Raw genomic sequence first — 25,371 nt, forward strand, 5'->3', positions numbered from 1 at the left:
CCGTTCAGAAGTGCCCAGATGCAAGGCGGCTTCGTCTGGCGAGCAGCGACGCGTACTCGGTCGTACGCTAGCAATCGCCAGGCGAAACAACGCCGCAGATGGGCGCTTATCAACGGCCGGCCCTTACCTGCCTGACGACCCCAGATCGCCCTTCTCATACATCACAATCGCCAACGCCGCCAGCGCCGCCGTCTCGGTGCGCAGGATGCGCGGGCCGAGAGTGGCGACCCGTGCACCGCGCGCGCGGCACAGCTCGACCTCCGCCGGGCTGAAGCCGCCCTCCGGGCCGATCAGCAGCAGATACGACGAAGCCCCGCTGCCGGCCAGTATCTCCCGCAGCGGCTCGCCGCCCTGCCCCTCGTACAGCATTATTATCTCCGTCGCCGCCCCGGCCTCGGCCAGCGCCGCCGCCGGCGCCCGCACCGGGGCCACGGCGGGCACGGCGTCCCGGCCGCACTGCTTGGCGGCCTCGGCGGCGATCTTCTGCCACCTCTCCCGGCGGCTGCCCTGCTTGGCCGCGTCGTAGCGCACCGTGCAGTTCTCGCACGCCAGCGGCCAGATAGCCGCCGCGCCGAGCTCCACCGCCTTCTGGACTATATACTCGAACTTGTCCCCTTTCGGCAGCCCCTGAGCCAGCGTAACGGCCACCGGCGGCTCATGATCGGCCGCCAGCGCCTCGCGCACAGCCGCATAGACAGCGGTCGCCTCCACGGCGGTAATCTCCGCCCTGGCGGCGCGGCCGGTCTCGTCCACCACGATTATCTCCGCCCCCGGCCCCAGGCGCAGCACCTTGCCGATATGGCGGGCGTCCGGGCCGGTGATCGCCACGCTGTCCGTCAGCTCGCCGGGTATGAAAAAGCGGCGCACCTCACTCGCCCCCCTTGCGGGCCAGGATGCTCGCCCACCCGCCTTCCTCCAGCACCTTCTCAACCTCCAGGCCGGCGGTGAGGATGGCGTCGGTCACGTCGCCCAGCCGGTCGGCGATAACGCCGCCGGCCAGGAACAGCCCGCCATCCTTAAGTCGCGCCGGCACCGAAGGCGCCATACGGATGATAACGTCGGCGATAATGTTGGCGATAATGAGGTCGGCCCGGCCGGACAGGCCGGTCAGCAGGTCGCCCTCGGCCACCGTCACCGTAGCGCCCGCGCCGTTCGCAGCGACATTCTCGCCGGCGATCCTGACCGCCAGCGGGTCGTTGTCCACCGCCCGCACCTCACCCGCGCCCAGCTTGGCCGCAGCCACCGCCAGGATGCCGGAGCCGGTGCCGACGTCGAACACGGTGTCGCCCGGCTTCATCGCCTCCTCCAGCAGTCCCAGGCACATCGCCGTCGTGTGATGCGTGCCGGTGCCGAACGCCATCCCTGGGTCGAGCTCGACAACGACATCGCCGGCCGCGGCGGGGTACTCCTGCCAGGACGGCTTAACCACCAGGCGCTCGCCCACCCTGATGGGGTGGTAATACGTCTTCCAGGCGTTGGCCCAGTCCTCCTCGCGCACCTCGCGCAGGCGGATGAGGCCGCTGCCCTTGTCGATATCGTGCCTGGCCAGATCGTTAACCTGCTGCTCAAACAGCCGCAGCTTGTCGTCCAGCTGGTCGTCCACCGGCAGATACGCCTTGACGGTCACGACACTGTCGTCCTCCGCCTCCGGTATATCGCAGTAGTCCCAGGTACCCGACCGCTTGTAAGAATTGACGAGCTCCGGGTCCTCGATGACCACGCCGCTGGCCCCCAGCCCGTGAAAAATATCGGCCACCGCTTCGGTGGCCTCATGGGTGGTCTGGATGCTGATCTCGGCCCACTTCATGCACGCCTCGCCCCTCTCGCTAAAGTTACACCCCGAACGCGTCTTTCACCTTTTTGAAGAAACCCTTCTCCTCCGGGTTTACGTCTTCGCCGCCAAGCCGGGCGAACTCGGTCAGGAGCTCGCGCTGGCGGTCGGTGAGCTTCTTGGGGGTGACCACCTTGACGCGGATATGCTGGTCGCCGCGGCCGTGGCCTCTGAGGTGGGGGATGCCTTTATCCTTCAGACGGAGGGTCGTACCCGACTGGGTGCCCTCCGGGATGCGCACTTTCACCTGTCCGTCGAGGGTGGGCACCTCGATCTCATCGCCAAGGGAAGCCTGCACGATGCTGATCGGCACCTCGCAGATAACGTCGTCGTTCTCGCGCGTAAACAGCTTGTGCTGTTTCACGAAAATATAAACATACAGATCGCCGGGCGGGCCGCCGCGCTCCCCGGCCTCGCCCTCGTGGGCGACGCGCAGGCGCGAGCCGGTGTCCACCCCGGCCGGAATCTTGATCTTGATGCGTCGGCGGTTCCTGACCTTGCCGCGGCCGTTGCACTCGGTGCAGGGGGTGCGGACAAACTTGCCCTCGCCTCGGCAGCGTTCGCACGTCTTGACGTTGACCATGCGGCCGAAAGGAGTGTTCTGCACCACCTGGGTCTGGCCGGTACCGCGGCAGTTGGGGCACGTTTCGGGATGAGTCCCGGCGGCGGCGCCGGTGCCGCGGCACGTCGGGCATTCCTCCGTCCTGGGCACCTGGATCTCGGTCTCCAGCCCAAAAGCCGCCTGCTCGAAGTTTATCTCCATGTCGTAGCGCAGGTCGGCGCCCCGCTCCGGTCCGGCGGGACGCCCGCCGCCGAAGCCCGACTGGCCGAAGAACATGTCGAAGATATCCCCGAAGCCGCCCGCCCCGCCGCCGAAGCCGCCGGCTCCGCCGAACCCGCCCGGGCCGCCGCCCGACGCGGCGTCGAAAGCGGCGTGGCCGAACTGGTCGTACTGGCGGCGCTTTTCCACGTCCGACAGCACCTCATAGGCCTCGTTGATCTCCTTGAACTTCGCCTCCGCCGTCTTGGGGTCGTCGCGGTTGACGTCAGGATGGTACTGGCGGGCCAGCTTGCGAAATGCTTTTTTTATCTCGTCGTCCGAAGCCGACTTGGATACCCCAAGCGCCTCGTAGTAATCTTTTTTGCTCACTCCACACCATCCCATAATCCGGTTGGGGATAAACGTCGCAGCGCGGCGTTATCGGCCGTTCGGAATCCTCAACGTACTAACTGTACGCCTCCGGTTCCGGCCGGCCTGCTGCCTTGCGCTGCTCGTTTCTCCCCAACCGGCGCAAATATAATATAGGCTCGGTCTACTTCTTCTTATCGTCGTCCATCACTTTGTAGTCCGCGTCGACGACCTTCTCGTCCTTCGGAGCTTCCTGGCCGCCCGGAGCCGCTTCCGGACCGGCCTCGCCCTGCGGGCCGGCCTGGTTGTAAACCGCCGAGGTCAGCTCATACAGCGGCTTGGTCAGTTCCTCGGTATCGGCCTTGATCTTCTCGATATCGGTGCCCTTGAGGGTCTCCTTCAGCTTGTCGGCCGCCTGCTGGACCTTCTCCACCAGCGCTTTGTCGGCTTTGTCGCCCAGATCCTTGATCGTCTTCTCGGCCTGGTAGACGAGCGAATCGGCGCTGTTGCGCGTCTCGATCTCCTCACGGCGCTTCTTGTCCTCGGCGGCGTGAGACTCGGCCTCCTTCACCATCCGCTCCACCTCGTCCTTGGCCAGGCCGCCGGAGGCGGTGATGGTGATCTTCTGCTCCTTGCCGGTGCCGAGATCCTTGGCGGATACATGGACAATGCCGTTGGCATCGATGTCGAACGTGACCTCGATGCGCGGCACGCCCCGCGGCGCCGGCGGGATGCCGGACAGCTCGAACCGGCCGAGGGTCTTGTTATAAGAGGCCATCTCGCGTTCGCCCTGCAGCACGTGGATATCCACCGACGGCTGATTGTCGGACGCGGTGGAAAATACCTGGCTCTTCGAGGTCGGGATGGTGGTGTTGCGGTCGATGATCTTGGTAAACACGCCGCCCAGCGTCTCGATGCCGAGCGACAGCGGCGTGACGTCGAGCAGCAGCACGTCTTTGACCTCGCCCACCAGCACGCCTGCCTGGATGGCTGCGCCCACGGCCACGCACTCGTCGGGGTTGATGCCGCGGTGCGGCTCCTTGCCGAGGAACTTTTTGATCGCCTCCTGCACGGCCGGGATGCGGGTCGAGCCGCCCACAAGGATGACCTTGTCGATGTCCTTGGGAGCGAGGCCGGCGTCGGCAAGAGCCTGACGGGTGGGGCCCATCGTCGCCTCGACAAGATCGGCGGTCAGCTCCTCAAATTTGGCGCGGGTGAGGTTGACGTCGAGATGCTTCGGCCCCGACTGGTCGGCGGTGATGAACGGCAGGTTGACGTTGGTCGTCAGCACGCCGGACAGCTCGATCTTGGCCTTCTCGGCCGCTTCCTTGAGGCGCTGCATCGCCATGCGGTCCTTGGTCAGGTCGATGCCGCTCTCCTTCTTGAACTCGGCCACCAGCCAATTCATCACCCGGTCGTCGAAGTCGTCGCCGCCCAGGCGGCCGTTGCCGCTCGTGGACTTAACCTCGAAAACGCCGTCGCCCAGTTCGAGGATCGACACGTCGAACGTGCCGCCCCCGAGGTCGAATACGAGGATGGTGTGGTCCTCGCCTTTGTCGAGGCCGTAGGCCAGAGCGGCCGCCGTCGGCTCGTTGATGATGCGCAGCACCTCAAGGCCGGCGATGGCGCCGGCGTCCTTGGTCGCCTGGCGCTGGCTGTCGGTAAAGTAAGCGGGCACGGTTATGACCGCTTTGGTTATCTTCTCGCCCAGATAGGCTTCGGCGTCGGTCTTCATCTTCTGGAGGATCATCGCCGAAATTTCCTGGGGGGTGTAGTCTTTGTCGTCGATCCGCACCGTATAGTTGGTGCCCATGTGGCGCTTGATCGAGCTTATGGTGCGGTCGGGGTTGGAAACGGCCTGCCGTTTGGCCAGCTGTCCCACCAGCCGTTCGCCCGTCTTGGAGAAACCGACCACCGACGCCGTGAGGCGGCTGCCTTCCGCGTTGGCGATGACCACCGGCTCGCCGCCTTCCATGAAAGCGACCACCGAATTGGTCGTACCGAGGTCTATACCGATGACTTTTGCCATGCTTTTCTTCCTCCTTAGAAAATCTATAATAAAATTAGCTGTTGCTTACTACTTTTACCATACTTGGCCTTAAAACTTTCCCGCCCATCTCGTAACCCTTCTGCAGCTCCTCGACTATCAGGCCGTCGGCCTGGCAGGCGTCCTCCACCCGCATCACCGCCTCGTGGAAGGCCGGGTCGAACGTGTTGCCGACCGCGGCGATCGGCTTCACGCCGAGCCGCTCCATGCTGCCGCCCAGCTGGCGGTAGACCATCTCCACCCCGGTGCGGATCTGGGCGGCATCCTGCCCGGAGGCGGCCAGAGCCCGCTCGAAATTGTCGAGGACAGGCAGCAGCTCCTTGAGCACGCCGTACGCGACCACCTGGGACAGTTCCTCTTTTTCCTGGCGGCTGCGGCGGCGGAAGTTGTCAAAGTCGGCCTGCAGTCTCAGCAGGCGGTTATTCAGTTCATCCAGTTCGCGATTCTTGCCATCGAGCGACTCCATCATTTCCTTCATTTCGGCGCCGTCGAAGCACACCTGCCCTCCGGCGGCGCCCTCCGGCGCGTCCGGCGCGGGCGTCGCCGCGCCTTGCTGCTGATCGGCCTTATTTCGTTCCTCCATATAAACCATATCACCTCGCGCATATTCAATCGGCCCACGCCGGAATGCAGGGGCCGGCTAAAAATCCGGCATGCCCGCGTCGCCCGCTGCCTGCTTGGCGGCGTTGGCCCCTTCTTCTTTCTTCTTGATGATCGTATCGATGCGGAGAATCGCCACAGCCACCTCGCCGGCCGCCTTGATGGCGTGCAGCTTGACCGGCACCGGATCGACCACGCCGCGCGCCAGCATATCGGCGATCTCGCCGCTGTCGCAGTCCACGGCGAGCGAATCCGAGCCCTGCGCCGCCTGGGCCGCCATGACCTCCTCCACCTTCTCCAGGGGGTTGAAGCCGGCGTTCTCCACGATCTGCGAAAGGGGACGCCTGAGTGCGCTTGCCACGCAGTCCACGCCGTAGGCGGCCATCCCCTTGATATTCTCCCGCGCCTTCTCGACCTGGCGGGCCACGGCGACCTCCACCGCGCCGCCGCCCGGCACGCAGCCGCCCTTGACCGCGGCCTGCAGACTCGAAGCGGCGTCCTTGGCGATGCGCTCCCGCTCGCCGACCACCTCTTCCGTCGCCGCGCCAACCAGAATGGTGGCCATCGGCTTGCCTCTGCCGCCGAGAATGCGGATATTTTCCAATTTTTCGTCCTCGTAGACCTTGTCGGCGAAGCCCAGATACTTCTCGATCTCGGCCGGGTCCTTCTTCAGCCCGGTGCGCTTGATGGCGCGGGCGCCGCAGTGTTCGGCCACCCGCCGCATATCCTTGGCCGACACCCGCTGCACCACCATGATACCGGCGTCGCTGAGGATCTCCTCCGCCGAATCGTGGACGCCGCGGTCGACCAGCACCGCCTTCACGCCCATGGCCGTCAACTTGCGGACATTGCCTTTAAACTCCTCCTGGAGCTCTATGTAGCGCTTGAAACCCGCCTCGGTGCCGAGCGCGCCGTCCTCGATCTCCTCCGGCTCCAGCGCGTCGTCCACCAGCAGCATCCTTGCGTCCTCGACCGCCTGCGGCATATCCTTGGTCATCCGCTCCTTATCGACGATCACGCCCATAAAAACTTCATTCTCGGCGCCTTCCTCGGCGGTCACGATATCCGACAGCTTGAAGTTGGCCTCTTTCAGCTTCTCCAGACCGATAAGCCGGGCGGCGGCAACCACAAGATCGGCGATATCGCGGTGTTCGCGGCCGGCGATAACGGCGATATTCGTAAGCACCGGGTCGTCGACCGCGCTCACCTGGCGGGCGCGGTCCCTCACGGCGTCCAGGGCGACGGCGATGCCGTGCTTGACGCCTTCGATAACCCTCGCCACAGGCACCCCGCGGATGACCTGGTTGACCCCCTCCGACACCAGCCCGCCGGCCATTATCGTTGCCGTCGTCGTGCCATCGCCCACCTCGGCCTGCTGAGCCTTGGCTATATTTATCAGCATCTTCGCGGCGGGATGGTTGACATCCATCTTATCGAGGATAGTCACGCCGTCGTTGGTGATGATAACCTCGCCGAAGCGGTCCACCAGCATCGTATCCAAGCCCTTAGGGCCGATCGTGCCTTCCACCGAAGCCGTAATCGCCCGCACCGCGCTGGCGTTGGTTAGCAGGGCCGCCAGCCGTTCATCGACCTCGGCGCCGCTGCCCGCTTGTTTCAGATTCATACGATTCCTCCCGATATATACATATTCTTAGCTGTTGCCGCATTATGTATGACAGCCGCCGCAAACCGGGCAGGCTCGGCCGAGACTGCCCGGTTTGCCCGCGGTCAGTAAACCTTGAACTTCTTCAGCGTCTCGCCGAGGTGGCGGTGCATGAACTCCAGCACGGCCATTATCTTGCCATACTCCATGCGGGTCGGGCCGAGCACGGCCAGCGTGCCGATCTCCTGACCCTCGACGCGGTAAGTCGCCTGCACCATGCTGCAGTTCTGGATGCCGCTGTACTTGTTCTCCTGGCCGATCGTCACAACGACGCCTTCGCCGTCCTGCATGTGGAGAATATCGGACAGCAGCTTCTCCTCCTCCAGCATCGCGAGCAGATCGCGGATCTTCTCCACATCGCGGAACTCCGGCTGGTTCAAAAGCTGGGTCGTGCCGCCGAGGTAAACCTTCTCGGCCCGCTCCACCGCCAGCGCCTGACGCAGAATCGCCAGCGCCGTCTCGAACAGCGCCGGATTCGTGAGGATATCGTTCCTGATCTCCCTGAGCAGCGAATGCTTGATCTCGTCAAAGCTCAGGCCCGCCAGCCGCTCATTGATGCTGGCCGCGATCCGCTGGAGATCCTGAAAAGAAGTGCCGTCGGGGATGTCGATGACCTTGTTTTCCACGAACCCCGCGTCGGTGACCACCACCACGATGGCCCGCCGCTCGTCGAGCGGCAGGAACTGCAGATATTTGAACAGCGACTTGGAAAACTGCGGAGCGGTAACCAGCGAAACGCTGCGGGTCATGCGGGAGATAATCTTGGCCGTCTCCTGAAAGACCTCCTCAATACTGCGAACCCGCGACTCATACCAGTTGGTGATCAGGCCGACATCATGCTCCGATATCTTCGGCGGCGCCAGCAGGCAGTCGACATAGAAACGGTAACCGCGCGGCGAAGGGATGCGGCCGGCCGAGGTATGGGGCTGTTCCAGGAAACCCAGCACCTCGAGATCGGACATCTCGTTGCGGATGGTCGCCGGGCTGAGGCCGAGCGAGTACTTGCGGGCAAGCGTCCGCGACCCGACCGGCTCGGCGGTGCTGACATAATCGTCCACGATTGTCTGGAGAATCTTGCGTTTGCGGTCGTCGAGCATCGGCCATCCCTCCCTTTTGCCCCGAAACAAAGACTCTTCACCGTCTTTGTTAGCACTCTTCTCAATAGAGTGCTAACACCTACTAAAAAAATACCATTTCCAGCCCGTCAATGTCAAGATTATTAGCGCTGTTTCCCGCCTCATCACGGGAATTTTTCGCAGCTTAATCGGGGAGAAACGCGGCGAACACGATATTGCCGTATTTTTGCCCTTTTGCGGTGAGGCGGAGCCCGTCCGTTCCGGACGTCACCAAACCCTGCCTCTGCAGCTTCTCCGCGGTAGCGCCGTAAAGCTGCGGAAACTCGAGGCCGAAGCGGGCCGCGAAGTCCGCGTAGCAAACGCCCGCCGCCGTCCGCACGGCCAAAAAAGCGTATTCGGCCATCGCCACCGCTCCCCCGGGCTGCTCGCGGCTGGCCAGCGGCGTCTCACCGGCGGCCACCCTGGCGATGTATTCTTTCACATCGGCGGTGTTGGCCAGCCGCTCCCCCTGCCAGAAGGAGTGAGCGGCCGCCCCCACGCCGATATACGGCTCATAGCGCCAGTAGCGGAGATTGTGGCGGCACTCCGCCCCCGGCCGGGCATAGTTCGATATCTCGTAGCGGGCGAACCCGCACTCCGGCAGAAAACTTGCCGCCATATCGTACATCGCCTCTTCCTCAGCCTCGTCCGGCAGCGCAAGGCTTCCCCCGGCCGCCATCCGGGCGAACGGCGTACCCTCCTCGACCTTCAGGCCGTAGACCGAAAGATGCTCCACCGGCATGGCCGCCGCCCGCTCCAGCCCGGCACGGAAACTTGCCGCCGTCTGCCCCGGCAGGCCGTACATCAGGTCGACGCTTATGCGCCCGAACCCGGCGGCCCGAACCGCCGCCACCGCCTCCGCCGCCTGGGCGGCGGTGTGGATGCGACCGGCGGCCGCCAGCACGGCATCGTCAAACGCCTGAACCCCAAGGCTGACGCGACTCACGCCGATCGCCGCCAACACGGCCAGCTTTTCGTCGTCCAGCGTGCCAGGATTGGCCTCGACGGTGAACTCGGCATCCGCCGCCACCGCCGCGTTCGCCCGCAGGCAGCGGCCGATCTCTTCCAGACACCCGGCCGGCAGCGCTGTCGGCGTACCGCCGCCGATATACACGGTATCGACCGCCGCAGCCGACAAAAGGCCGCCCCTGCCGGCGATCTCCCGGCACAAGGCGGCGGTATAAGCTGCGTACAGTTCCTCCCCCCCGGCGACCGAGGGGAAGTCGCAGTACAAACACTTCTGTTGGCAGAACGGGATATGAATGTAAAGGCCGATAGTCACAGTATCGCCCCCAAGGCTTAATCCATTTTCAGGACGGCCATGAAAGCCTCCTGCGGCAGTTCCACGCTGCCCACCTGCTTCATGCGCTTCTTGCCTTCCTTCTGCTTCTCCAGCAGCTTGCGCTTGCGGGTAATGTCGCCGCCGTAGCATTTGGCCAGCACATCCTTGCGCATCGCCCGCACCGTTTCCCGGGCAATAACCTTGTTGCCGATGGCGGCCTGGATGGGGATCTCGAACATCTGGCGGGGAATGATGCCCCGCAGCTTTTCAACCAGTTGGCGGCCGCGCTGGGTGGAACGGTCGCGGTGGACGATGGCGCTCAGCGCGTCGACAACCTCGCCGTTGAGCATGATATCCAGCTTGACGAGGTCGGAATCCTTATAGCCGACAAGCTCGTAATCCAGTGACGCGTAGCCGCGCGTCGAAGACTTCAGCCGGTCGAAATAATCGTAAATGATCTCACTGAGCGGCAACTCATAAGTAATCATAACCCTGGTGACGTCCAGGTACTTCATATCCTTGTAATCGCCGCGCTTCTCCTGGGAAAGCTCCATAACGCTGCCGACGTAGTCGTTGGGCACAATAATCGTCGCCTTCACGTACGGCTCCTCGACATGTTCGATCTCCTGCGGCACCGGCAGCTTCGACGGGTTCTCGATCTCGTAAACCTCGCCGTCGGTCTTGAATACTTTGTAAATAACGTTGGGGGCGGTGGTTATCAGCGCCAGATTGTATTCGCGCTCCAGCCGCTCCTTGACGATGTCCATATGCAGCAGCCCCAGAAAGCCGCAGCGGAAACCGAAGCCCAGCGCCACCGACGTCTCGGGCTCGAACACCAGGGAAGCGTCGTTGAGCTGGAGCTTCTCCAGCGCGTCGCGCAGATTGTCGTAATCCGAAGTCTCCACCGGGTAAAGGCCGCAGTAAACCATCGGCGTCACCTTGCGGTAGCCGGGCAGCGGCGCGGCGGCGGGCTTGGTCGCGTCAGTCACGGTATCGCCCACGCGGGTGTCCTTGACATTCTTGATGCTGGCGGCCAGAAAGCCGACATGCCCCGGTTCGAGCGCGTCCACCTTGGCCGGATACGGGCGGAAAATGCCCACCTCGTCCACCTCGAAAACCTTCTCGGTGGCCATCATTTTGATTTTCATTCCCGGAGCGATGCGCCCCTCCATCACCCGCACATAAACGATAACCCCTTTATACGGGTCGAAATGGGAATCGAAAATCAGCGCCTTAAGGGTCGCATCGGCGTCGCCGCCGGGCGGCGGGACCTTCTTGACGATCGCTTCGAGGACCTCATCGATGCCGGCGCCCGTCTTGGCGCTCACCAGCACGGCGTCCGAAGCGTCGAGGCCGATGACATCCTCGATCTCATGCTTCACCTTGTCGGGGTCGGCGCTCGGCAAATCGATCTTATTGATGACCGGGATGATCTCCAGGTCATGCTCGAGGGCCAGGTAAACGTTGGCGAGCGTCTGCGCCTCGATGCCCTGGGCGGCGTCGACAACCAGAAGCGCCCCCTCGCAGGCCGCCAGACTGCGGGACACCTCGTACGTAAAGTCAACGTGGCCGGGGGTGTCGATAAGGTTGAGCATATATACTTCGCCATCGCGGGCGGTGTACTCGAGCCTTACCGCCTGGGCCTTGATCGTAATGCCGCGTTCGCGTTCCAGGTCCATCTTGTCCAGCACCTGCTCCGACATCTCGCGCGCGGTCAGCGTGCCTGTCAATTCCAGCAGACGGTCGGCGAGCGTCGACTTGCCATGATCGATATGGGCGATAATGCAGAAATTGCGGATGTGGGCCGTAGCCATAGTTAGTCTACCTCACAAGACACTTTTTGCCAGGCCGTTCAGAAAGCCCCAGATGCAAAAGCAGATGGGGCTTTATCAACGGCCTGATACATAATTATAGCATTAGGTCATTTTCCCCGCAAGCATCACCGCTTGACGGCGTCCACAAGCTCGCGGACAAGCGGCCGCAGCTCTTCCCAATAGCCGGCCAGTTCCCGCTTGGTCATGACGGCGGCGGCCACGAACTGCCGGCGCCACACCTCCAGCCAGTAAACCGCCCTGTTGAACTCCACCCGGACGGCAGTCGGCGCCGTCAGCCTCCGTCCCCCCACCTCCAGAGTAAGGGCATCGCCGCCGCCGGTTATCGACCCTACCGGGTACACCGCCCTGACCCCCCAGCTCTGCCCAAAAAAATACGCGCGGTAATAGCCCGACGCCTCCCGGCGGATATTCAGCGCCTGGCCGAACTCATGCCGCGCCGTCAGGCGGTTGAGCTGGTTGTCCACCGCCACCACGCCGACGGCGATCGCGACACACAGGATCGCGATGCCGCGGCTTATCACGCGCGTATCGGCCGCCGACAGCCCGAGAAGCATAAAGGCACCTCCTGCCTATATTATCCAGCAACTGCTTTTCTTTTATACTTTGGGACCGTTGATAAGCCCCCATCTGCGGCGTTAGGTCTGCGGGAGCTTGCTTGCGTACGCCCAAGTACGCGGCGCGGCGCTTCCTCGACCTGCCTTGCATCTGGGGGCTTCTGAACGGTCCCGGCTCTCCAATATCCTTATTATCAACAGCCTTCCCCTACGACTCAGACAAAATCTCCGCCACCACATCGCCCACCAGCTCGATGCTGCGGATAGCCTCCTCCTTGCTGTTCTCCTGGCAGCCCACCTCGACAAGCAGCGCCCGCGGGTGGAGGTGCTGGTTATAGCGCCACTCCACCAGCTGAATGCCGCGGGACAGGCCGGGAAAATGCTGGTTCAGCCTGGCGTCGAGCAGTTTGGCGAATGCGTGGTTCTGCTGCCAGTGCGGCTGCACCAGATCCTGCTGTCCCATGCCCACCACCAGCGTTATGCGGGCCATCGCCACGCCATTGACGATCACCGTGGCGTTATCCCGCTTATCAGCGTCGCGGTGGATGTCGAACACCATCTGGATCGACGGATTATCGCCGAGCATCTTCCTGGCAGTGTTCTCCGACGGGCCGTAAGCCTTCATGAAGCTTGGGTAATCATGGATGTTCCTGCTCTGCACCGCCGCGATGCCGTGCCGTTCCAGCCGCTTCAGCAATGCGTCGCCAACCTCGACGATCTCGCCCCGTTGACCGCCCGGCTTGTGTGATGCCCCGGAAGACGGAATGAACGACTCGGCGGTATGGGTGTGGTAGATGCCGACCAACGGTCTGCCGGCCGGAGTGACGCCCTTGTAATCGAACTTCGGGAAGTTCGGCAGGGAAATCGCGCTCACGGCCGGCGCTCCGGGCTTGAACACCCCCATGAAAGGTATCTCGGCCCGTAGCAGCGACCGCATATCCTTGATATCGACCCCGGTGGCAAAAAGAATCGCCCCGCGGATAAGCGACTGCACCGTCACCAAACGCTTCACCCTCACCGGCGAAGCATCGTCCCCCGCGCCAAAGCCGGGAATTCCCGACGACAAAATATCCCGCCACGGCACGAGAAAACCCGGCAACTGCCCTTCCTGCCGGGAATCGCCGTCATTAAGCGTCCCCTGCGCGAACACGATGCAATACAACCCCGAAACCATAGCGCCAATTACGACCACCGCCACCGCGGTCAGCCACAATCTTTTCCTCTCGCGTTGCTTGCGCTCCCGCCTCGTTACCATCGCCGCCTCCTGCATGTACACCCGTTTGGTTTACATACAATGTATATGCTTTGGCTGGCGGCTAATATGCATAAGAAGCCGGCCTAAAAGTCCATCTGCTGTGTTGGCCCTGCGGGCGCTCCCTCCAACGTACTTCCAGTACGCCTCCGGTCGCGTCCTCGGTCCGCCTTGCATCTGGAGCTTTTATGCCGGCTTCCGGCAGTCCATTTTTTCTATTTTAATGCAAATACATATGGATATTCTCGTAATCGATGTTCGGGTGCATCGCCTGGTTGATGCCGCCGGCGACGACATCGGCGATATCCTCGATCAGGCGGTCCACCTCCTTCGGCGTCACCATCAGATCGCCCAATGCCTCCGGCAGCACCTGGCGGACGATCATATGGCGGTCCTGGTCGCTCAGATTCTCCATGCTCTTGAAATAGCGCGCGAACGACGCGTGCTGCTGCAGCGTGTTGATCGTATCCATGGCGATCGTCGAAGCATGCACCACGGTCGGCACGCCGACGGCGATGACCGGCACGCCCAGCGACTGCTTATTGAGCCCGAACCGTTTGTTGCCGACGCCCGAGCCGGGGCTTATGCCCGTATCGGCCAGCTGGACGGTCGTGATGACCCGGTGGCTGGACGCGGCGGCCAGCGCATCGACGGCGATGACCAAATCCGGCCTGATCTTGCCCACGATCCCCTGGACGATCTCCGCCGTCTCCATCCCCGTGATGCCCAGGACGCCGGGCGCGATCGCGCACACCGAGCGAACGCCGCCCTTCAGCTCCGGCGACAGCATCCCCTGGAGATGCCGGGTCACGACAATCTTATCCACCGCCCGCGGCCCCAAAGCATCTGGCGTGATATTCCAGTTCCCCAGCCCCACCACCAGAATAACGGCCTTCGGCGGCAGCTTCGCCAGACTGACAAGCTCGTCGGCCAGAAACTTCATCACCTTCTCCTGCAGGGGGGTATTCTTGTCCCGCAGCCCCCTTGCCTCAATAGTCACATAGCGGCCCTGCAGCTTGCCCATCATTCGTTCGGCTTCCGGAGTGGCGATATTCACCCTTGTTATCAGAATCTCGTCATCCTCGGCAGTCTCCACCATCACCCCTGGGATATCCTCCCGCGTCTTGCGGGTCAGCGCCTCCCGCGCCTCCAGCGCCAGGTCGGTGCGCGGGGTGTAGTACTCGTTCATGGCCGTCACTCCTGTCTGTAGCATAAATTCGCGTCGATAGCCGAAACTATCATAACCGGGATATTTCGCCCGTATGCGGTTGTTTCACAATTCGACGGCCGCCCCCCTTCGATCTTGGGAACCATGCATATAAGCTGTGGAAAGAGTTGCTTGCTTTTTGCAACTTACCATGCTAAAATTATTTGGGTAAAGAGGTCAAAGGAGGTGAACCACTTGCCGAACATCAAATCTTCGGAACGCAGCGTTAAAACCGACGCTTCCCGGCGCGCTCAGAATTTCTCCGTCAAATCCGCGGTGAAGACCGCCACCCGCAAAGTGGCCGACACGGTCACGGCCGGAAAAGCCGACGACGCTAAGGCCCTCCTGACCAAAGCTAGCAGCGTGATTGACAAAGCGGCCGCCAAAGGCGTTATTCATAAAAATGCCGCCGCGCGGAAAAAATCCCGTCTGGCGAAGAAAATCAACGCCATCGAAAGCAAGTAAACGAACAGAAACGCCTGTCCGCATGCGGACAGGCGTTTTTTATTTCGCGCACATCTCGATTATTATCCGTTCCAATACATACTTGTCCGCCCGGCCGTTCTTCAGGTCCCGGTCGGCCTCGGCCAGCGCCACCATCGTTCGCCGCAGCGCCGCCGCCGTAAACCCACGCCCCTGGCGCAGCAGCTTCTCGCCCACGAACGGCGGCACCCCCAGCTCCTCCGCCACCTCGCGGCTGCCCGCCCCGCCGTCCGCCAGCTCCTTGCCCCGCCACAGCATCCGCACCTGCCTCGTCAGCAGCGCCAGCAGCCGCAGGGCATTCTCCCCCGCGGCCAGCTGCTCGGCCAGCAGCTTAAGCGCCTTGCCGGCCTGCTTCTGGCTCACCGCGTCAATCATCGCGAACACCGAAACCTCCGGCGCCGCCGACATCGCCGCCAGCACATCCTTGCGTGATATCGTCTGTCCCTGCGCATACAGGGCGATCTTATCCAGCTCGTTATCGAGCAGCCCCAGGGAAAGCTGCGGCATCATACTGAACGCGGCCAGCAGCTCCTCGGCGGCGTCGGGAGCCAGCTTGCGGCCGAGCTCGGCCAGCTTGGCCGTCAGCCATGGCCGGATGTCCTTCGCCTTCAGCGGGCTGACATCCACCGCCGCCCCGCAGCGCTCCACGCACTTATACAGCTTGCGCCGTTTGTCGGCCGCGTCGGCAGTCATAAAAACGACATGGCTGTAATCGGGCATCGCCTCCAGCAGCTTAAGCAGGCGCTCGTCGCCGCCGCCCTCCCCCTCCTCCCCTTTCGAGGACCGGAAAAGATTCGTGCCGCGGATGACGATCACATTCTTGCCGCCCATAAAAGGCACCGTCTCGATCAGATTCGCCAGTTCGGCCAGCGGCGGATCGCGGTCCAGCACCGCCAGGCCCATATCGCGCTCCTCCGGCGGCAGCAGCGCCTCCACCACCGCCTTCTCCAGGCGGCGGGCCAGATATGTCTCCTCGCCGTGAATCAGATACACCGGCCGCACCCGGCCTTTTTTTATCTCCGCAATCGCTTCATTATAATCCATTTTGCACCCGCCTCGGTAGAACTAGCTTTAGTATTTCGGCGGCCCGGCGGCGATACCCTTCATTTTTACGGCACAGCGAAAGGCGCCGGACAAAAGCCCGCCGCCTCAAGACTTCCCTTGTTCCACCGTTCACTCGCCGGTCATCAGCCTCTTCACCTGGACGAAAATATACTCCCCCCACGACTCAGGGATAGGCTGCTCCCAGTCGGTGCGGTTCTCCGCCTTATCTTCGAGCTTTTCCAGCAGCGCCCCCTGGCGGGTGTAGAAAAGCATGCCGTAGCGCACCATGCGGTTTTGGGCAAAGTCGTAGTAACCCTTGTCGATCATATAGCCTAGGTGTTCCCAGCCCTTGAGCGAAAACCCCTGCTTTCGGCGGGAGGCCAGCATCGCGGCCGCCTCCTCCTGGCTGAAGTCGATGCGGACCCAGACCTCGGCCAGCATCTTGCCGCTGTAAGGGTCGCGGAAAAACCTCGCGTTGGCCGTATCGACCGACGCCGTCATCCGGATATTGTTGCCGATAACCTGATAGCGGTCGCGCAGCGAGCGCTCCACCATCTTCTCCCGGTACGCGTCCTCGTACAGCTTGATCCGCTTGTAAATGTCGTCATCCACCGTCTTGGGAACGACGGCTTCCCAGGGAATTTTCTCCGGAGGAGCCTCGCCCAGCTCCAGGATGCGGTCGTCCTTGGTCATCGCCACCGCGCCGACAATCTTATAACTGGCCTTATCCAGACGAAAATACTTATGCACCAGCGTATAATGCAGATTATCCCAGTCCGGGCTGTAATTGCCCGCCGCCTTTGCTTTCCTGATCATCTCCGCCCGGCCTTCCTCGCTGTAAACGTTCTTCGTCCACACATCGTAGTACGGCCGGTTGCCTTGCGGATCGATGTAATACTGCAGGCTGTCGGTATCCATATAAACATGCTGCTGGCTGATAAACCCCACCAACTGATACTCCGCCGCCGCCGGGCTTGGCCCGGCAAGCAGCGCGGCGCAAACGGCGGCCACGGCCGCCAGCCTCCTCATCGCGCCCCTCATGGCCCCCGCCTCCTTCACCGTTTACTCGCTGACAATGCTGACCGCGTCAGGATACTCCTTGATCGTCCACAACGCCAGCTTGATCGCCTTCTCGATCAGCGTCCCCGGCGGCGGCGTCTCCTCGCGCGGCGGCAGCCCCTTGAACTCGACCGTCTCGATGATCTTGCCCCGGTCGTCGTAGTGGACCAGCCGCAGGAGGGAAAACTTGCCGGAGTCGAGATTGAACCTTATATGAGTAAGCGTCGCGCTGAAGTTGAAGAATTTCTCGCCCCGGCCCTGCTTGGCCTGCCTCTCGATCATCTGCGCCTTGCCGGCCGGCTTGTAAGAACTCTTCACCCAAAACTCGGCCCGGTACTTATCGGCGTCTTTGTTGTGAACAAGCATGAGCGTACTCAGATCGATGTAGGCGTCATACTCGGGGTACGACGCGACAAACAGATATCGCCGCGGGTCCTCGGACGGGCGCTTGGGAGCCTGGGCCGTCGACTTCCGCGGCTGGCCGTCGCCCGGCATGTTCAGCACCAGCGGCCCGCCGCTCGGCGTTACCAGCTCGCCGATGGCTTTGGCCCGCACCGCGAAATTCAGGTTCTGGCCCTCGCCCCGGTAGCCCACGGAAATGCCGACAACCTCGCCGGCGGCGTTGACCACCGGCCCGCCGCTCGATCCGGGGGAAATCGGCGCCGTCATCTGAAAAACCTCGCCGAAGCTGCCTATTTTCCGGAACCCGGAAACGATGCCGTCCGACACCGTAAAACTCAGCCCTTTCGGATTGCCGAACACATATATCCGCTGCCCCTTGACCACCTCTTCGCGGCTGATTCGCAGAAACGGCACCGGTTCGGCCACATTGCCGACCGTCCCCTTGACAAGGTCGGCCTCGGGGTGGATGGCGGTAATCTTCGTCACCGGATACCGCTTGCCGTTCGGCGAAAACACCATCGCGGAAAAGGCATCCTTCATCACATGGCGGTTGGTCAGAAACTCGCCCTCCGGGCTCACGAAAAAGCCGCTGCCGATACCGTATTGGTCGCCGTCACGGTCGTACATCACGACAAACAAGACAGCCGGTTCCACTTCCCTGACGAGTAGGGCGAGATCGGCCTCGGCCGCCGCCGGCGACAGGCGCGCCATCATCAGGCCGGCTGCCAGCAGCAAGGCCCAAACTATTTTCTTCGCCATCGTCGCCGCAACCATCGCATCGCCTCCCGCAAACGCAATCGACATATATTCTCATAATTTGCCCTTTTATGGCAAAATCCTCTATTGTCGTCCGCCCTTGTGCGTCTCCACCGTCAGCGCCTCGCCGTCGCTGCGGAAAACCACCGCCCCGTCGCGGTCGGTGCGGTAAACCCTCACCCCCTGCGCCGCCAGGCGCTCCAGCACCGCAGGGTGAGGGTGCCCGAAGCGATTGGCGCGGCCGGCGGAGATGACGGCGTAATCCGGCCGGAAGGCCGCCATCAGCTCCGGCGTCGTCGCCGTCTTCGCCCCGTGGTGACTGACCTTCAGCACACCGCCGCCACCAGTCACGCGACCGGCCAGCGCCTGCTCCTCCCGGCTCCCCAGGTCGCCCGTCACCAGGAAGCGGTGGCGGCCGTACTCCACCAGTACCACCGTCGACTCCTCGCCCCGCCCGGCCCGGTCTTCGCCCGCAGCCTGGACGACGCGGAAAACGACGCCGTCTAGCACGATGCTCTGCCCGGCGTAGGCCGGCACAAGCCCCCGGCCGCCGGCGGCCCGCAGCGCCGCCCGCACCGGCGCCGCCGGCTCGCCCTGCGGCAGCAGCACCGTGCGCACCGGCACGGCGGCTATCACCGCGGCTGCGCCGCCGGCGTGGTCCTGATGGCCGTGGGTCAGCACAAGGTAATCGAGCGCCGTCACGCCATAGTGGCGGAGATAAGGCGCCACCACCCGCTCGCCCACGTCGAAATCGCTGAACTCCCGTCCGCCGCCGGCGTCCACCAGCACAGCGCGCCGGTGGGGCGTCACGATCAGCGTCGCGTCTCCCTGGCCGACATCGATAAAATGGACGGCCACCGGCCGTGGGTAATGCGCATAACCGAAATATGCCACGATCAGGACAGCCAGCACGGCAGCCGTGCGCCGCGGCCAGCGCCGCCAGACGGCCGCCGGCCCCGGCAGGCGGGGCAAAAGTCCGTACACCCACGCCAGCACCAAATAATAAGCCGTCCCGACCGACAGCCCCATCGCCGGGAAATGCAGCGTCGCCCCCGGCACGGCCGCCAGCCAGGCCGCCAGTTGTACCGCTACGCCGACCAACTGGGCGCAGACCACCAGCAGCAGCTTGCCCAGCAGCGGGACGGCGGACGCCGCCAGCACGGCCACAAAGCCGACCACCACCACCACCTCAATCACCGGCAGGACGACAAGGTTGGCCACGAGCGAAGCGGGCGGGATACTGCCGAAATACCACAGCAGGAACGGCAGGACGCCAAGCTGGGCGGCAACCGTAACCGCCAGCGGCCCGGCCAGCCACGGCGGCAGGAAAGACAGCGCGGCCGCGGTCGGCGGATATAAGAGCGCCAGCCCGAGGGCCGCGCCGAAAGACAGCTGGAAACTGATATCGAACAGCAGGGCCGGCTGCCAGGCCAGCATGCCGAGAGCGGCCAGCGCCAAAGCCGTTAGCGTATCCCTGTCCCGCCCCAACACCACCGCCGCCAACGCCGCCAGTCCCATCACCGCCGACCGCATCACCGGCGGCGTCAGCCCGGCCAGCAGCGCGTACACTACCACCGCCGCCGCGGCGAGGCCGGCGGTCTTCGCCCGCCGCAGCCTCAGCCGCGCCCCCAGCCACAGCACCGCGCCGGCCACCAGCGCGATATGCGCGCCCGACACCGACAGGATATGCACCAGCCCGGTCGCGGCGAAATCCCGCACCACCTCGCGTTTTATGCCGGCGTAACCGCCGAACAGCACACCGCTTATCACCGCCGCGTCGCCCTCGGCGACCGTCGCGCGGATAAAAGCCGTCATCCCCTGCCGCCAGGCGGCGATGGCCGCCGCCGGAGAATTATCCCCTCCCGGCGCGGTCCGGAAATCCTCCGCCCGGGCCGCCAGGCGGGCCGTCACGCCCCCCAGCCGGTATGCGGCCGCCATATCGGCCTGTCCGGGGTTGTTGTAGCCGTGCAAAGTCTCCACCCGGCCGCGGACGCTCACCCTGTCGCCGTAGGCGGCGACGGTCGCCTGACGCGGCTGGCGAATATTCAGGACAACCTTGCCGCCGGCCGTCTCCAGGCGCGGCTGCCCGGCGTCCACCGCCGCGACGGCCACGATATACCGCACCTTCACCGTCTCGTGGTCGACGTCCGCCCACCGGGGCAGCTCGGCCACCGTCCCATGGAGCGTCACTCTCTGCCCGGCGTAGCGGCTCACATCGTACGGCGAAACGACCTCCTCCCCGCCGTAGCGGAGCATGCCGACGACGAAAAACAGCGCCGCGGCCGTGACCGCGACAGTGCGCGCCCCCCGCCGCACCTGCGCCAGGGCGACAAACAGCAGGCCGGCCGCCAGCGCGCCCAGCACCGCCGCCGCCACATTCACCGCAGCGGCCAGCCATACGCCGCCGGCGAAAGCCGCCGCCAACAGAGGGAGAACAGCAGTCATAACCCATCAGCCACCTGACATTCGATCCTCGGTCTCTTCTCCCCTATTTCCCCATAAAAAGGCAAATCCCTCCAAAAAATGGCAAAAGAGCCGCAATAATCGGCTCTTCATTCTCCCCGCCTATCGTATCCCGTGACCAGGGCTTGCGGCTTTCGCGGCCCGCGCGGCCGCGTCAAGCAGTGCGGCCACCTCCCCGTCGTTCAGCACCGCGTCGACGAACAGCGTTAAGTTCTCCTGGCGCGACAGGTCGACCTCGACAGACTCCCCGCCGACGAAGCCCTGGGCGTTCTTGACGATCTTCAGCCGCGGCCGGTGCTGGATCCTGGGCGTCACCCCCGTCACCACGCCGATATCCCCGTTGGTCAGGCGCACAAACGCGCCGGTCGGATAGAGCGCGATCTTCGCCAGGAACGCCTCGGCCACCTCCGGATCGAAGAGGGTGGTGCTCATCGCCACGATCTGCTCATAAGCGGTGTGGGCCGCCATCCCCCGCTTGTTGAACCGGCCTGTCACCAGATTGTCGTACTCGTTGGCCAGCGCCACGATGCGGGAAAATGGGTGGATGCCGTCGCCTTTGAGTCTGCGGGGGAAGCCCGTCCCGTCGGCCCGTTCGTGATGCTGCAGGGCGATATGCGCCGCCAGCAGGGGATACTCCCGCACGCGCCGCAGCAGCTCGAAGCCGTAAGTCGTATGGGCCTTGAGCGCCTCGGCGTCAGCGGCGGACGGCGCGGACGCCCCCGCGGCCCGCTTCGGCATGAAGCTGTAGCCGATATCGTGGAAGACGGCGCCGATCGCTACCTTGTATAGATCGTGGGAGTCGTACTGGCCGAGCGACACCGCCGTCATCGTCGACAGAATGGCGACATTGACCGAATGGGCGAAAAGGTCGTTTTGATGGCGGTCGATATGGGCAAGATGGAGGACCACCGACCGGTCGGCCATCAGATCCCTGATTATCGTACTCACCAGCTTCCGGCTCTCGTCCGGTAACTCGAAGACCCCTTTCTTGGCCACATCCTCGTAAACCCGCCTCACAGCCTTGACCGTCTTGAGGCGCACCGATTCCTCGATCACCTCCTCGACAGGCGGCAGCTCAATCTGCGGGTTGCGCACGAACAGATATGCGACACCCCGCTGCCGCAGCACCTCAAGATTCTTCTCCGTTAAGGTCGCTCCCGCCGCCAGCAGCGCCCTGCCGTCGATATCGAAAACTTCCTTGCCCAAAACAGTACCGGGGCGAATATACTCAAGCGCCAACCGTAGCATCCAGCACCCCCGTCATTGCGTCCGGGGCCGACCCCCGTGAAACGCCCAGCATTACGGCCTACAGGGTGATCTTGTCCTTGATCTGGTTGAACTTGCTCTCGCCGATGCCGTTTACCTTCTTGATCTCCGCAATATCGCGGAAGGGGCCGTTAGCCTTGCGGTACTCCACGATGCGGTCGGCCAGCACCGCGCCGATGCCCGGCAGCTTCTCCAGCGCCGGCTTGTCGGCGGCGTTGATGCTCACCCGGCCGGAATCGGTCGCGGCCGCCGCCGACGATCCCGGCACCCCGCTGATCGGCACATGGACCTGCATGCCGTCCTTCACCGCCTGGGCCAGGTTGACCTTGTTCGCGTCCGCGCCGTGCGCCAGGCCGCCGGCGGCGTTGATTACATCGATTACCCGGCTTTCCGGCCCGACCTTATAAACGCCCGGCTTGCTCACCGCGCCCGTTACATACACAACCGGCCGGTTATCGCGGGCCACGGGGGACTGGCCCGCCGGCACAACGCTCGCCGTCTTCTCCGGCACGACGAATTTCCGCCACTGGTCATAGAAACTGCCGGCCACGATCACCGCCGCCAGCGCCAGAATAATCAGCCAGTGCCGCCTCAAAGCGCCCAAATTCGTCCCTCCCCCGGTTTTCTCGCTATATACTTCGCCAAATTATCCAATCTTCCTACAAGCCTCCCCAAAAACAAAACCGGCCCAGGGGGCCGGCTCTATACATTGCTAATCCTTAACCACGATATTCACAAGCTTCTGCGGCACGCAGATAACCTTAACCACCTGCTTGCCGGCCAGCAGCGCCTTGACCCTCTCTTGCTCGAAAGCCTTGGCCTCAAGCTCCTTCGCGTTCAGCCCCACCGGCACCACGATCTTGTCGCGGACCTTGCCGTTGATCTGCAGCACGACCTCGCTCTCCTCCACCTCGATCGCCGCGGCGTCGAACGTCGGCCAGACCTGCTGGTGAACGCTGCCTGTCCCGATCGTCTCGCTCCACAGTTCCTCGGTGATATGCGGCGCGAACGGGGCCAGCAGCTTCAAGAGTGCGGACACCGTCTCGCGAATCAGGCCGGGGTTGGGCTGAGCCACCTGCTCGCGGAACAGGTACAGCGCGTTGACAAGCTCCATAATCGCGCTGATAGCGGTGTTGAAATTGAACCGGCCGCCCACATCGTCGGTAACCTTCTTGATCGTCGCGTGCAGCGCCCGCCGCAGCTCGCGCTCCGCCTTGGTGAGAGTGGCGGGGTCGTAAGCCTTCTTGGCGCCCGCCTTCACCGTCGGCACATAATGGGCGACGATGCGCCATAGCCTCGCGAGGAAGCGGGACGCCCCCTCCACCCCCTGGTCGCTCCACTCCAGATCGCGCTCGGGCGGGGCGGCAAACAGGATGAACAGGCGGGCGGTATCGGCGCCGTACTTGGCGATGATCTCCTCCGGCGACACCACGTTGCCCTTCGACTTCGACATCTTGGCGCCATCCTTGATGACCATGCCCTGAGTGACCAGATTCTTGAACGGCTCGCTCACATTGAGCAAACCGGCGTCCTTCAGCACCTTGGTGAAAAACCGCGAATACAAGAGATGCAGGATGGCGTGCTCGATGCCGCCGATATAATGGTCGACAGGCGCCCAGTAATTCACCTTCGCCGTATCGAACGGCTCGTTGGCGTTCTTGGCGTCGGTGTAGCGGTAGTAATACCACGACGAGCAGATGAACGTATCCATCGTGTCCGTCTCCCGCCGGGCCTTGCCGCCGCACTTCGGGCACGTGCAATTGATGAACTCCTCCACCTCGGCCAGCGGCGAAACCGCGCCGCCGTCGAAGCGCACATTCTCGGGCAGCAGCACCGGCAGATCCTTCTTCGGCACCGGCACCGTACCGCACGTATCGCAATAAATTATCGGGATGGGCGCGCCCCAGTACCGCTGGCGGGAAATCAGCCAGTCGCGCAGCCGGTACGTCACGCGGCGCTTGCCCACCTTGTGCTTCTCCAGCCAGTCGGCCACCTTCTCCTTGCCTGCCTCGGCGTCCAGGCCGTTGAAATCGCCCGAATTCACCATCTTGCCGGGGCCGCTGTAGGCCGCCGTCCACTTCGCAATATCCTTCTCGCCGTCATACGGCTCAATAACCTGTATGATGGGCAGCTCGTACTTCTTGGCGAACTCCCAGTCGCGCTGGTCGTGGGATGGCACACCCATAACCGCGCCTGTGCCGTACTCCAGCAGCACATAGTTCGCCACCCAGATCGGCACCTGCTCGCCTGTGATGGGATGCACCGCGTACGCCCCGGTGAAAATACCCTCTTTCTCCGTATCCGTCGACGTGCGGTTGATCTCGCTCAGATTGCGCACCCGCTCCACAAAAGCGCTCACCGCCGCCTCCTGCGGTTTGCCGGCGATCAGCTTGGCCACGAAAGGATGCTCGGGAGCAAGCACCACGTAAGACACGCCGAAAATCGTATCATGGCGGGTCGTATACACCGCGATCTTCTCGCCGATCTCCGGCGCGTCGAAGCTGAACTCCGCACCCTCGCTGCGGCCGATCCAGTTCTCCTGCATCACCTTCACGCGCTCCGGCCAGCCCTTCAGCTCGCTCAGATCGGCCAGCAGCCTGTCCGCGTACTGGGTGATCTTCAGGAACCACTGCTCCAGCTCCTTCTTCACCACCGGCGAATCGCACCGCCAGCAGCGCCCGTCCTCCACCTGTTCGTTGGCGAGCACCGTATTGCACTCGGTGCACCAGTTAACGGCCGCCTTCTTTTTATAAGCCAGCCCCATATCGTAAAACAGCAGGAACAGCCACTCGGTCCACTTATAATAAGCGGGGCTGCAAGTCGTCACCTCGCGCTCCCAGTCGTAAGAAAGGCCCATCTCCTGCTGCTGACGCCGCATATTGGCGATATTCTCGGCCGTCCACTTCGCCGGGTGGATACCGTTCTTGATCGCCGCGTTCTCGGCCGGCATGCCGAAAGCGTCCCAGCCCATCGGGTGGAGAACATTGTAACCCTGCATCTTCTTGAACCTGGCGAACACATCGCCGATGGAATAATTACGGACATGGCCCATATGGAGTTTGCCGGACGGGTAAGGGAACATCTCCAACACATAGTATTCCGGCTTCTGGCGGTTGATCTCCGTGCCGAACGCGTTCTCCTCGGCCCAGACCTTCTGCCACTTGGCTTCGATTTCGCTTGCGATGTACCTTTCGTTCAATGCCAGTCCTCCCATATCGCCTAATAACCAAAAAGCCCCGGCCAGCAGCCAGGGACGAGCAACACCCGCGGTACCACCCTGATTGACGGCCCTGAGCCGTCCTCTCGCGACCCTTAACGCCGGTCAGGCGTCGGCTGCTACTCGGTTCGCAGCCGCTCCTCCGCAGCGAGTTCGGCCTGCCGGG

The 25,371-nt window shown here is 63.3% G+C and carries 20 protein-coding genes and 1 other annotated feature (1 of these 21 cut by a window edge); of the genes, 1 reads left to right on the forward strand and 19 read right to left on the reverse strand.

The genetic code is table 11. The features are described 5' to 3' along the window. Window positions 1-123 precede the first annotated feature (123 nt). The 12 genes from RIN56_10655 to gpr all read right to left on the reverse strand — a co-directional run bounded on the left by RIN56_10655 (window position 124) and on the right by gpr (window position 14,497). Window positions 124-867: a 16S rRNA (uracil(1498)-N(3))-methyltransferase gene (locus tag RIN56_10655; GenBank protein ID MDR7867267.1), complete on the reverse strand. Its 744-nt coding sequence runs from the start codon at window positions 865-867 to the stop codon at window positions 124-126. Window position 868: 1 nt separating this feature from the next. Continuing rightward, the gene (prmA, locus tag RIN56_10660) at window positions 869-1,807 is read right to left on the reverse strand and encodes a 50S ribosomal protein L11 methyltransferase (protein ID MDR7867268.1); all 939 of its coding nucleotides are present in this window, start codon (window positions 1,805-1,807) and stop codon (window positions 869-871) included. Window positions 1,808-1,832: 25 nt separating this feature from the next. After that, entirely contained in the window at window positions 1,833-2,981 is a 1,149-nt protein-coding gene (gene dnaJ / locus RIN56_10665; GenBank protein MDR7867269.1) for a molecular chaperone DnaJ, read from the reverse strand. A gap of 163 nt (window positions 2,982-3,144) precedes the next feature. Next, complete coding sequence (gene dnaK, locus RIN56_10670; GenBank protein ID MDR7867270.1) at window positions 3,145-4,989, reverse strand: molecular chaperone DnaK; 1,845 nt, start codon at window positions 4,987-4,989, stop codon at window positions 3,145-3,147. A gap of 34 nt (window positions 4,990-5,023) precedes the next feature. Then, window positions 5,024-5,590 carry a nucleotide exchange factor GrpE gene (gene grpE / locus RIN56_10675; protein MDR7867271.1) on the reverse strand — a complete coding sequence of 189 codons (567 nt, stop codon included), beginning with the start codon at window positions 5,588-5,590 and terminating at the stop codon, window positions 5,024-5,026. A gap of 57 nt (window positions 5,591-5,647) precedes the next feature. After that, the gene (locus RIN56_10680; GenBank protein ID MDR7867272.1) at window positions 5,648-7,231 is read right to left on the reverse strand and encodes a TCP-1/cpn60 chaperonin family protein; all 1,584 of its coding nucleotides are present in this window, start codon (window positions 7,229-7,231) and stop codon (window positions 5,648-5,650) included. Window positions 7,232-7,335: 104 nt separating this feature from the next. Then, the gene (gene hrcA, locus RIN56_10685; GenBank protein ID MDR7867273.1) at window positions 7,336-8,367 is read right to left on the reverse strand and encodes a heat-inducible transcriptional repressor HrcA; all 1,032 of its coding nucleotides are present in this window, start codon (window positions 8,365-8,367) and stop codon (window positions 7,336-7,338) included. Window positions 8,368-8,530: 163 nt separating this feature from the next. Further along, window positions 8,531-9,667: a radical SAM family heme chaperone HemW gene (hemW, locus tag RIN56_10690; protein MDR7867274.1), complete on the reverse strand. Its 1,137-nt coding sequence runs from the start codon at window positions 9,665-9,667 to the stop codon at window positions 8,531-8,533. Window positions 9,668-9,684: 17 nt separating this feature from the next. Further along, window positions 9,685-11,481, reverse strand: a complete 1,797-nt coding sequence (gene lepA, locus RIN56_10695) for a translation elongation factor 4 (GenBank protein ID MDR7867275.1) — start codon at window positions 11,479-11,481, stop codon at window positions 9,685-9,687. Between the two features lie 125 nt (window positions 11,482-11,606). Beyond that, a complete protein-coding gene (locus RIN56_10700) occupies window positions 11,607-12,056 on the reverse strand; it encodes a hypothetical protein (protein MDR7867276.1) in 450 nt (149 codons plus the stop codon). Window positions 12,057-12,264: 208 nt separating this feature from the next. Next, window positions 12,265-13,311 (reverse strand): stage II sporulation protein P, encoded by a 1,047-nt coding sequence (locus RIN56_10705; GenBank protein ID MDR7867277.1) that lies wholly within the window; start codon window positions 13,309-13,311, stop codon window positions 12,265-12,267. A 217-nt stretch (window positions 13,312-13,528) separates the two neighbouring features. Beyond that, complete coding sequence (gpr, locus tag RIN56_10710) at window positions 13,529-14,497, reverse strand: GPR endopeptidase (protein ID MDR7867278.1); 969 nt, start codon at window positions 14,495-14,497, stop codon at window positions 13,529-13,531. Between the two features lie 213 nt (window positions 14,498-14,710). Here gpr and rpsT point away from each other — a divergent pair, with 213 nt between their 5' ends. Further along, window positions 14,711-14,980: a 30S ribosomal protein S20 gene (gene rpsT / locus RIN56_10715; GenBank protein MDR7867279.1), complete on the forward strand. Its 270-nt coding sequence runs from the start codon at window positions 14,711-14,713 to the stop codon at window positions 14,978-14,980. Between the two features lie 39 nt (window positions 14,981-15,019). Here rpsT and holA read toward each other — a convergent pair whose 3' ends face one another. The 7 genes from holA to leuS all read right to left on the reverse strand — a co-directional run bounded on the left by holA (window position 15,020) and on the right by leuS (window position 25,187). Then, window positions 15,020-16,042: a DNA polymerase III subunit delta gene (gene holA / locus RIN56_10720; GenBank protein MDR7867280.1), complete on the reverse strand. Its 1,023-nt coding sequence runs from the start codon at window positions 16,040-16,042 to the stop codon at window positions 15,020-15,022. Window positions 16,043-16,171: 129 nt separating this feature from the next. Beyond that, window positions 16,172-17,083 (reverse strand): hypothetical protein, encoded by a 912-nt coding sequence (locus tag RIN56_10725; protein MDR7867281.1) that lies wholly within the window; start codon window positions 17,081-17,083, stop codon window positions 16,172-16,174. 21 nt (window positions 17,084-17,104) lie between these two features. Further along, the gene (locus RIN56_10730) at window positions 17,105-18,277 is read right to left on the reverse strand and encodes a serine protease (GenBank protein MDR7867282.1); all 1,173 of its coding nucleotides are present in this window, start codon (window positions 18,275-18,277) and stop codon (window positions 17,105-17,107) included. Window positions 18,278-18,343: 66 nt separating this feature from the next. Continuing rightward, a complete protein-coding gene (locus RIN56_10735) occupies window positions 18,344-20,704 on the reverse strand; it encodes a DNA internalization-related competence protein ComEC/Rec2 (protein MDR7867283.1) in 2,361 nt (786 codons plus the stop codon). A gap of 120 nt (window positions 20,705-20,824) precedes the next feature. Beyond that, the gene (locus RIN56_10740) at window positions 20,825-21,970 is read right to left on the reverse strand and encodes an HD domain-containing phosphohydrolase (GenBank protein ID MDR7867284.1); all 1,146 of its coding nucleotides are present in this window, start codon (window positions 21,968-21,970) and stop codon (window positions 20,825-20,827) included. Window positions 21,971-22,028: 58 nt separating this feature from the next. Then, on the reverse strand, window positions 22,029-22,592 hold the full coding sequence (locus RIN56_10745) for a ComEA family DNA-binding protein (GenBank protein ID MDR7867285.1): 564 nt from the start codon (window positions 22,590-22,592) through the stop codon (window positions 22,029-22,031). Between the two features lie 108 nt (window positions 22,593-22,700). After that, complete coding sequence (gene leuS, locus RIN56_10750; GenBank protein ID MDR7867286.1) at window positions 22,701-25,187, reverse strand: leucine--tRNA ligase; 2,487 nt, start codon at window positions 25,185-25,187, stop codon at window positions 22,701-22,703. 47 nt (window positions 25,188-25,234) lie between these two features. Beyond that, window positions 25,235-25,371: a binding site (T-box leader), on the reverse strand (it continues 71 nt past the right edge of the window).

This window comes from Sporomusaceae bacterium (assembly GCA_031460455.1).
GTDB lineage: Bacteria > Bacillota > Negativicutes > Sporomusales > UBA7701 > Anaeroselena.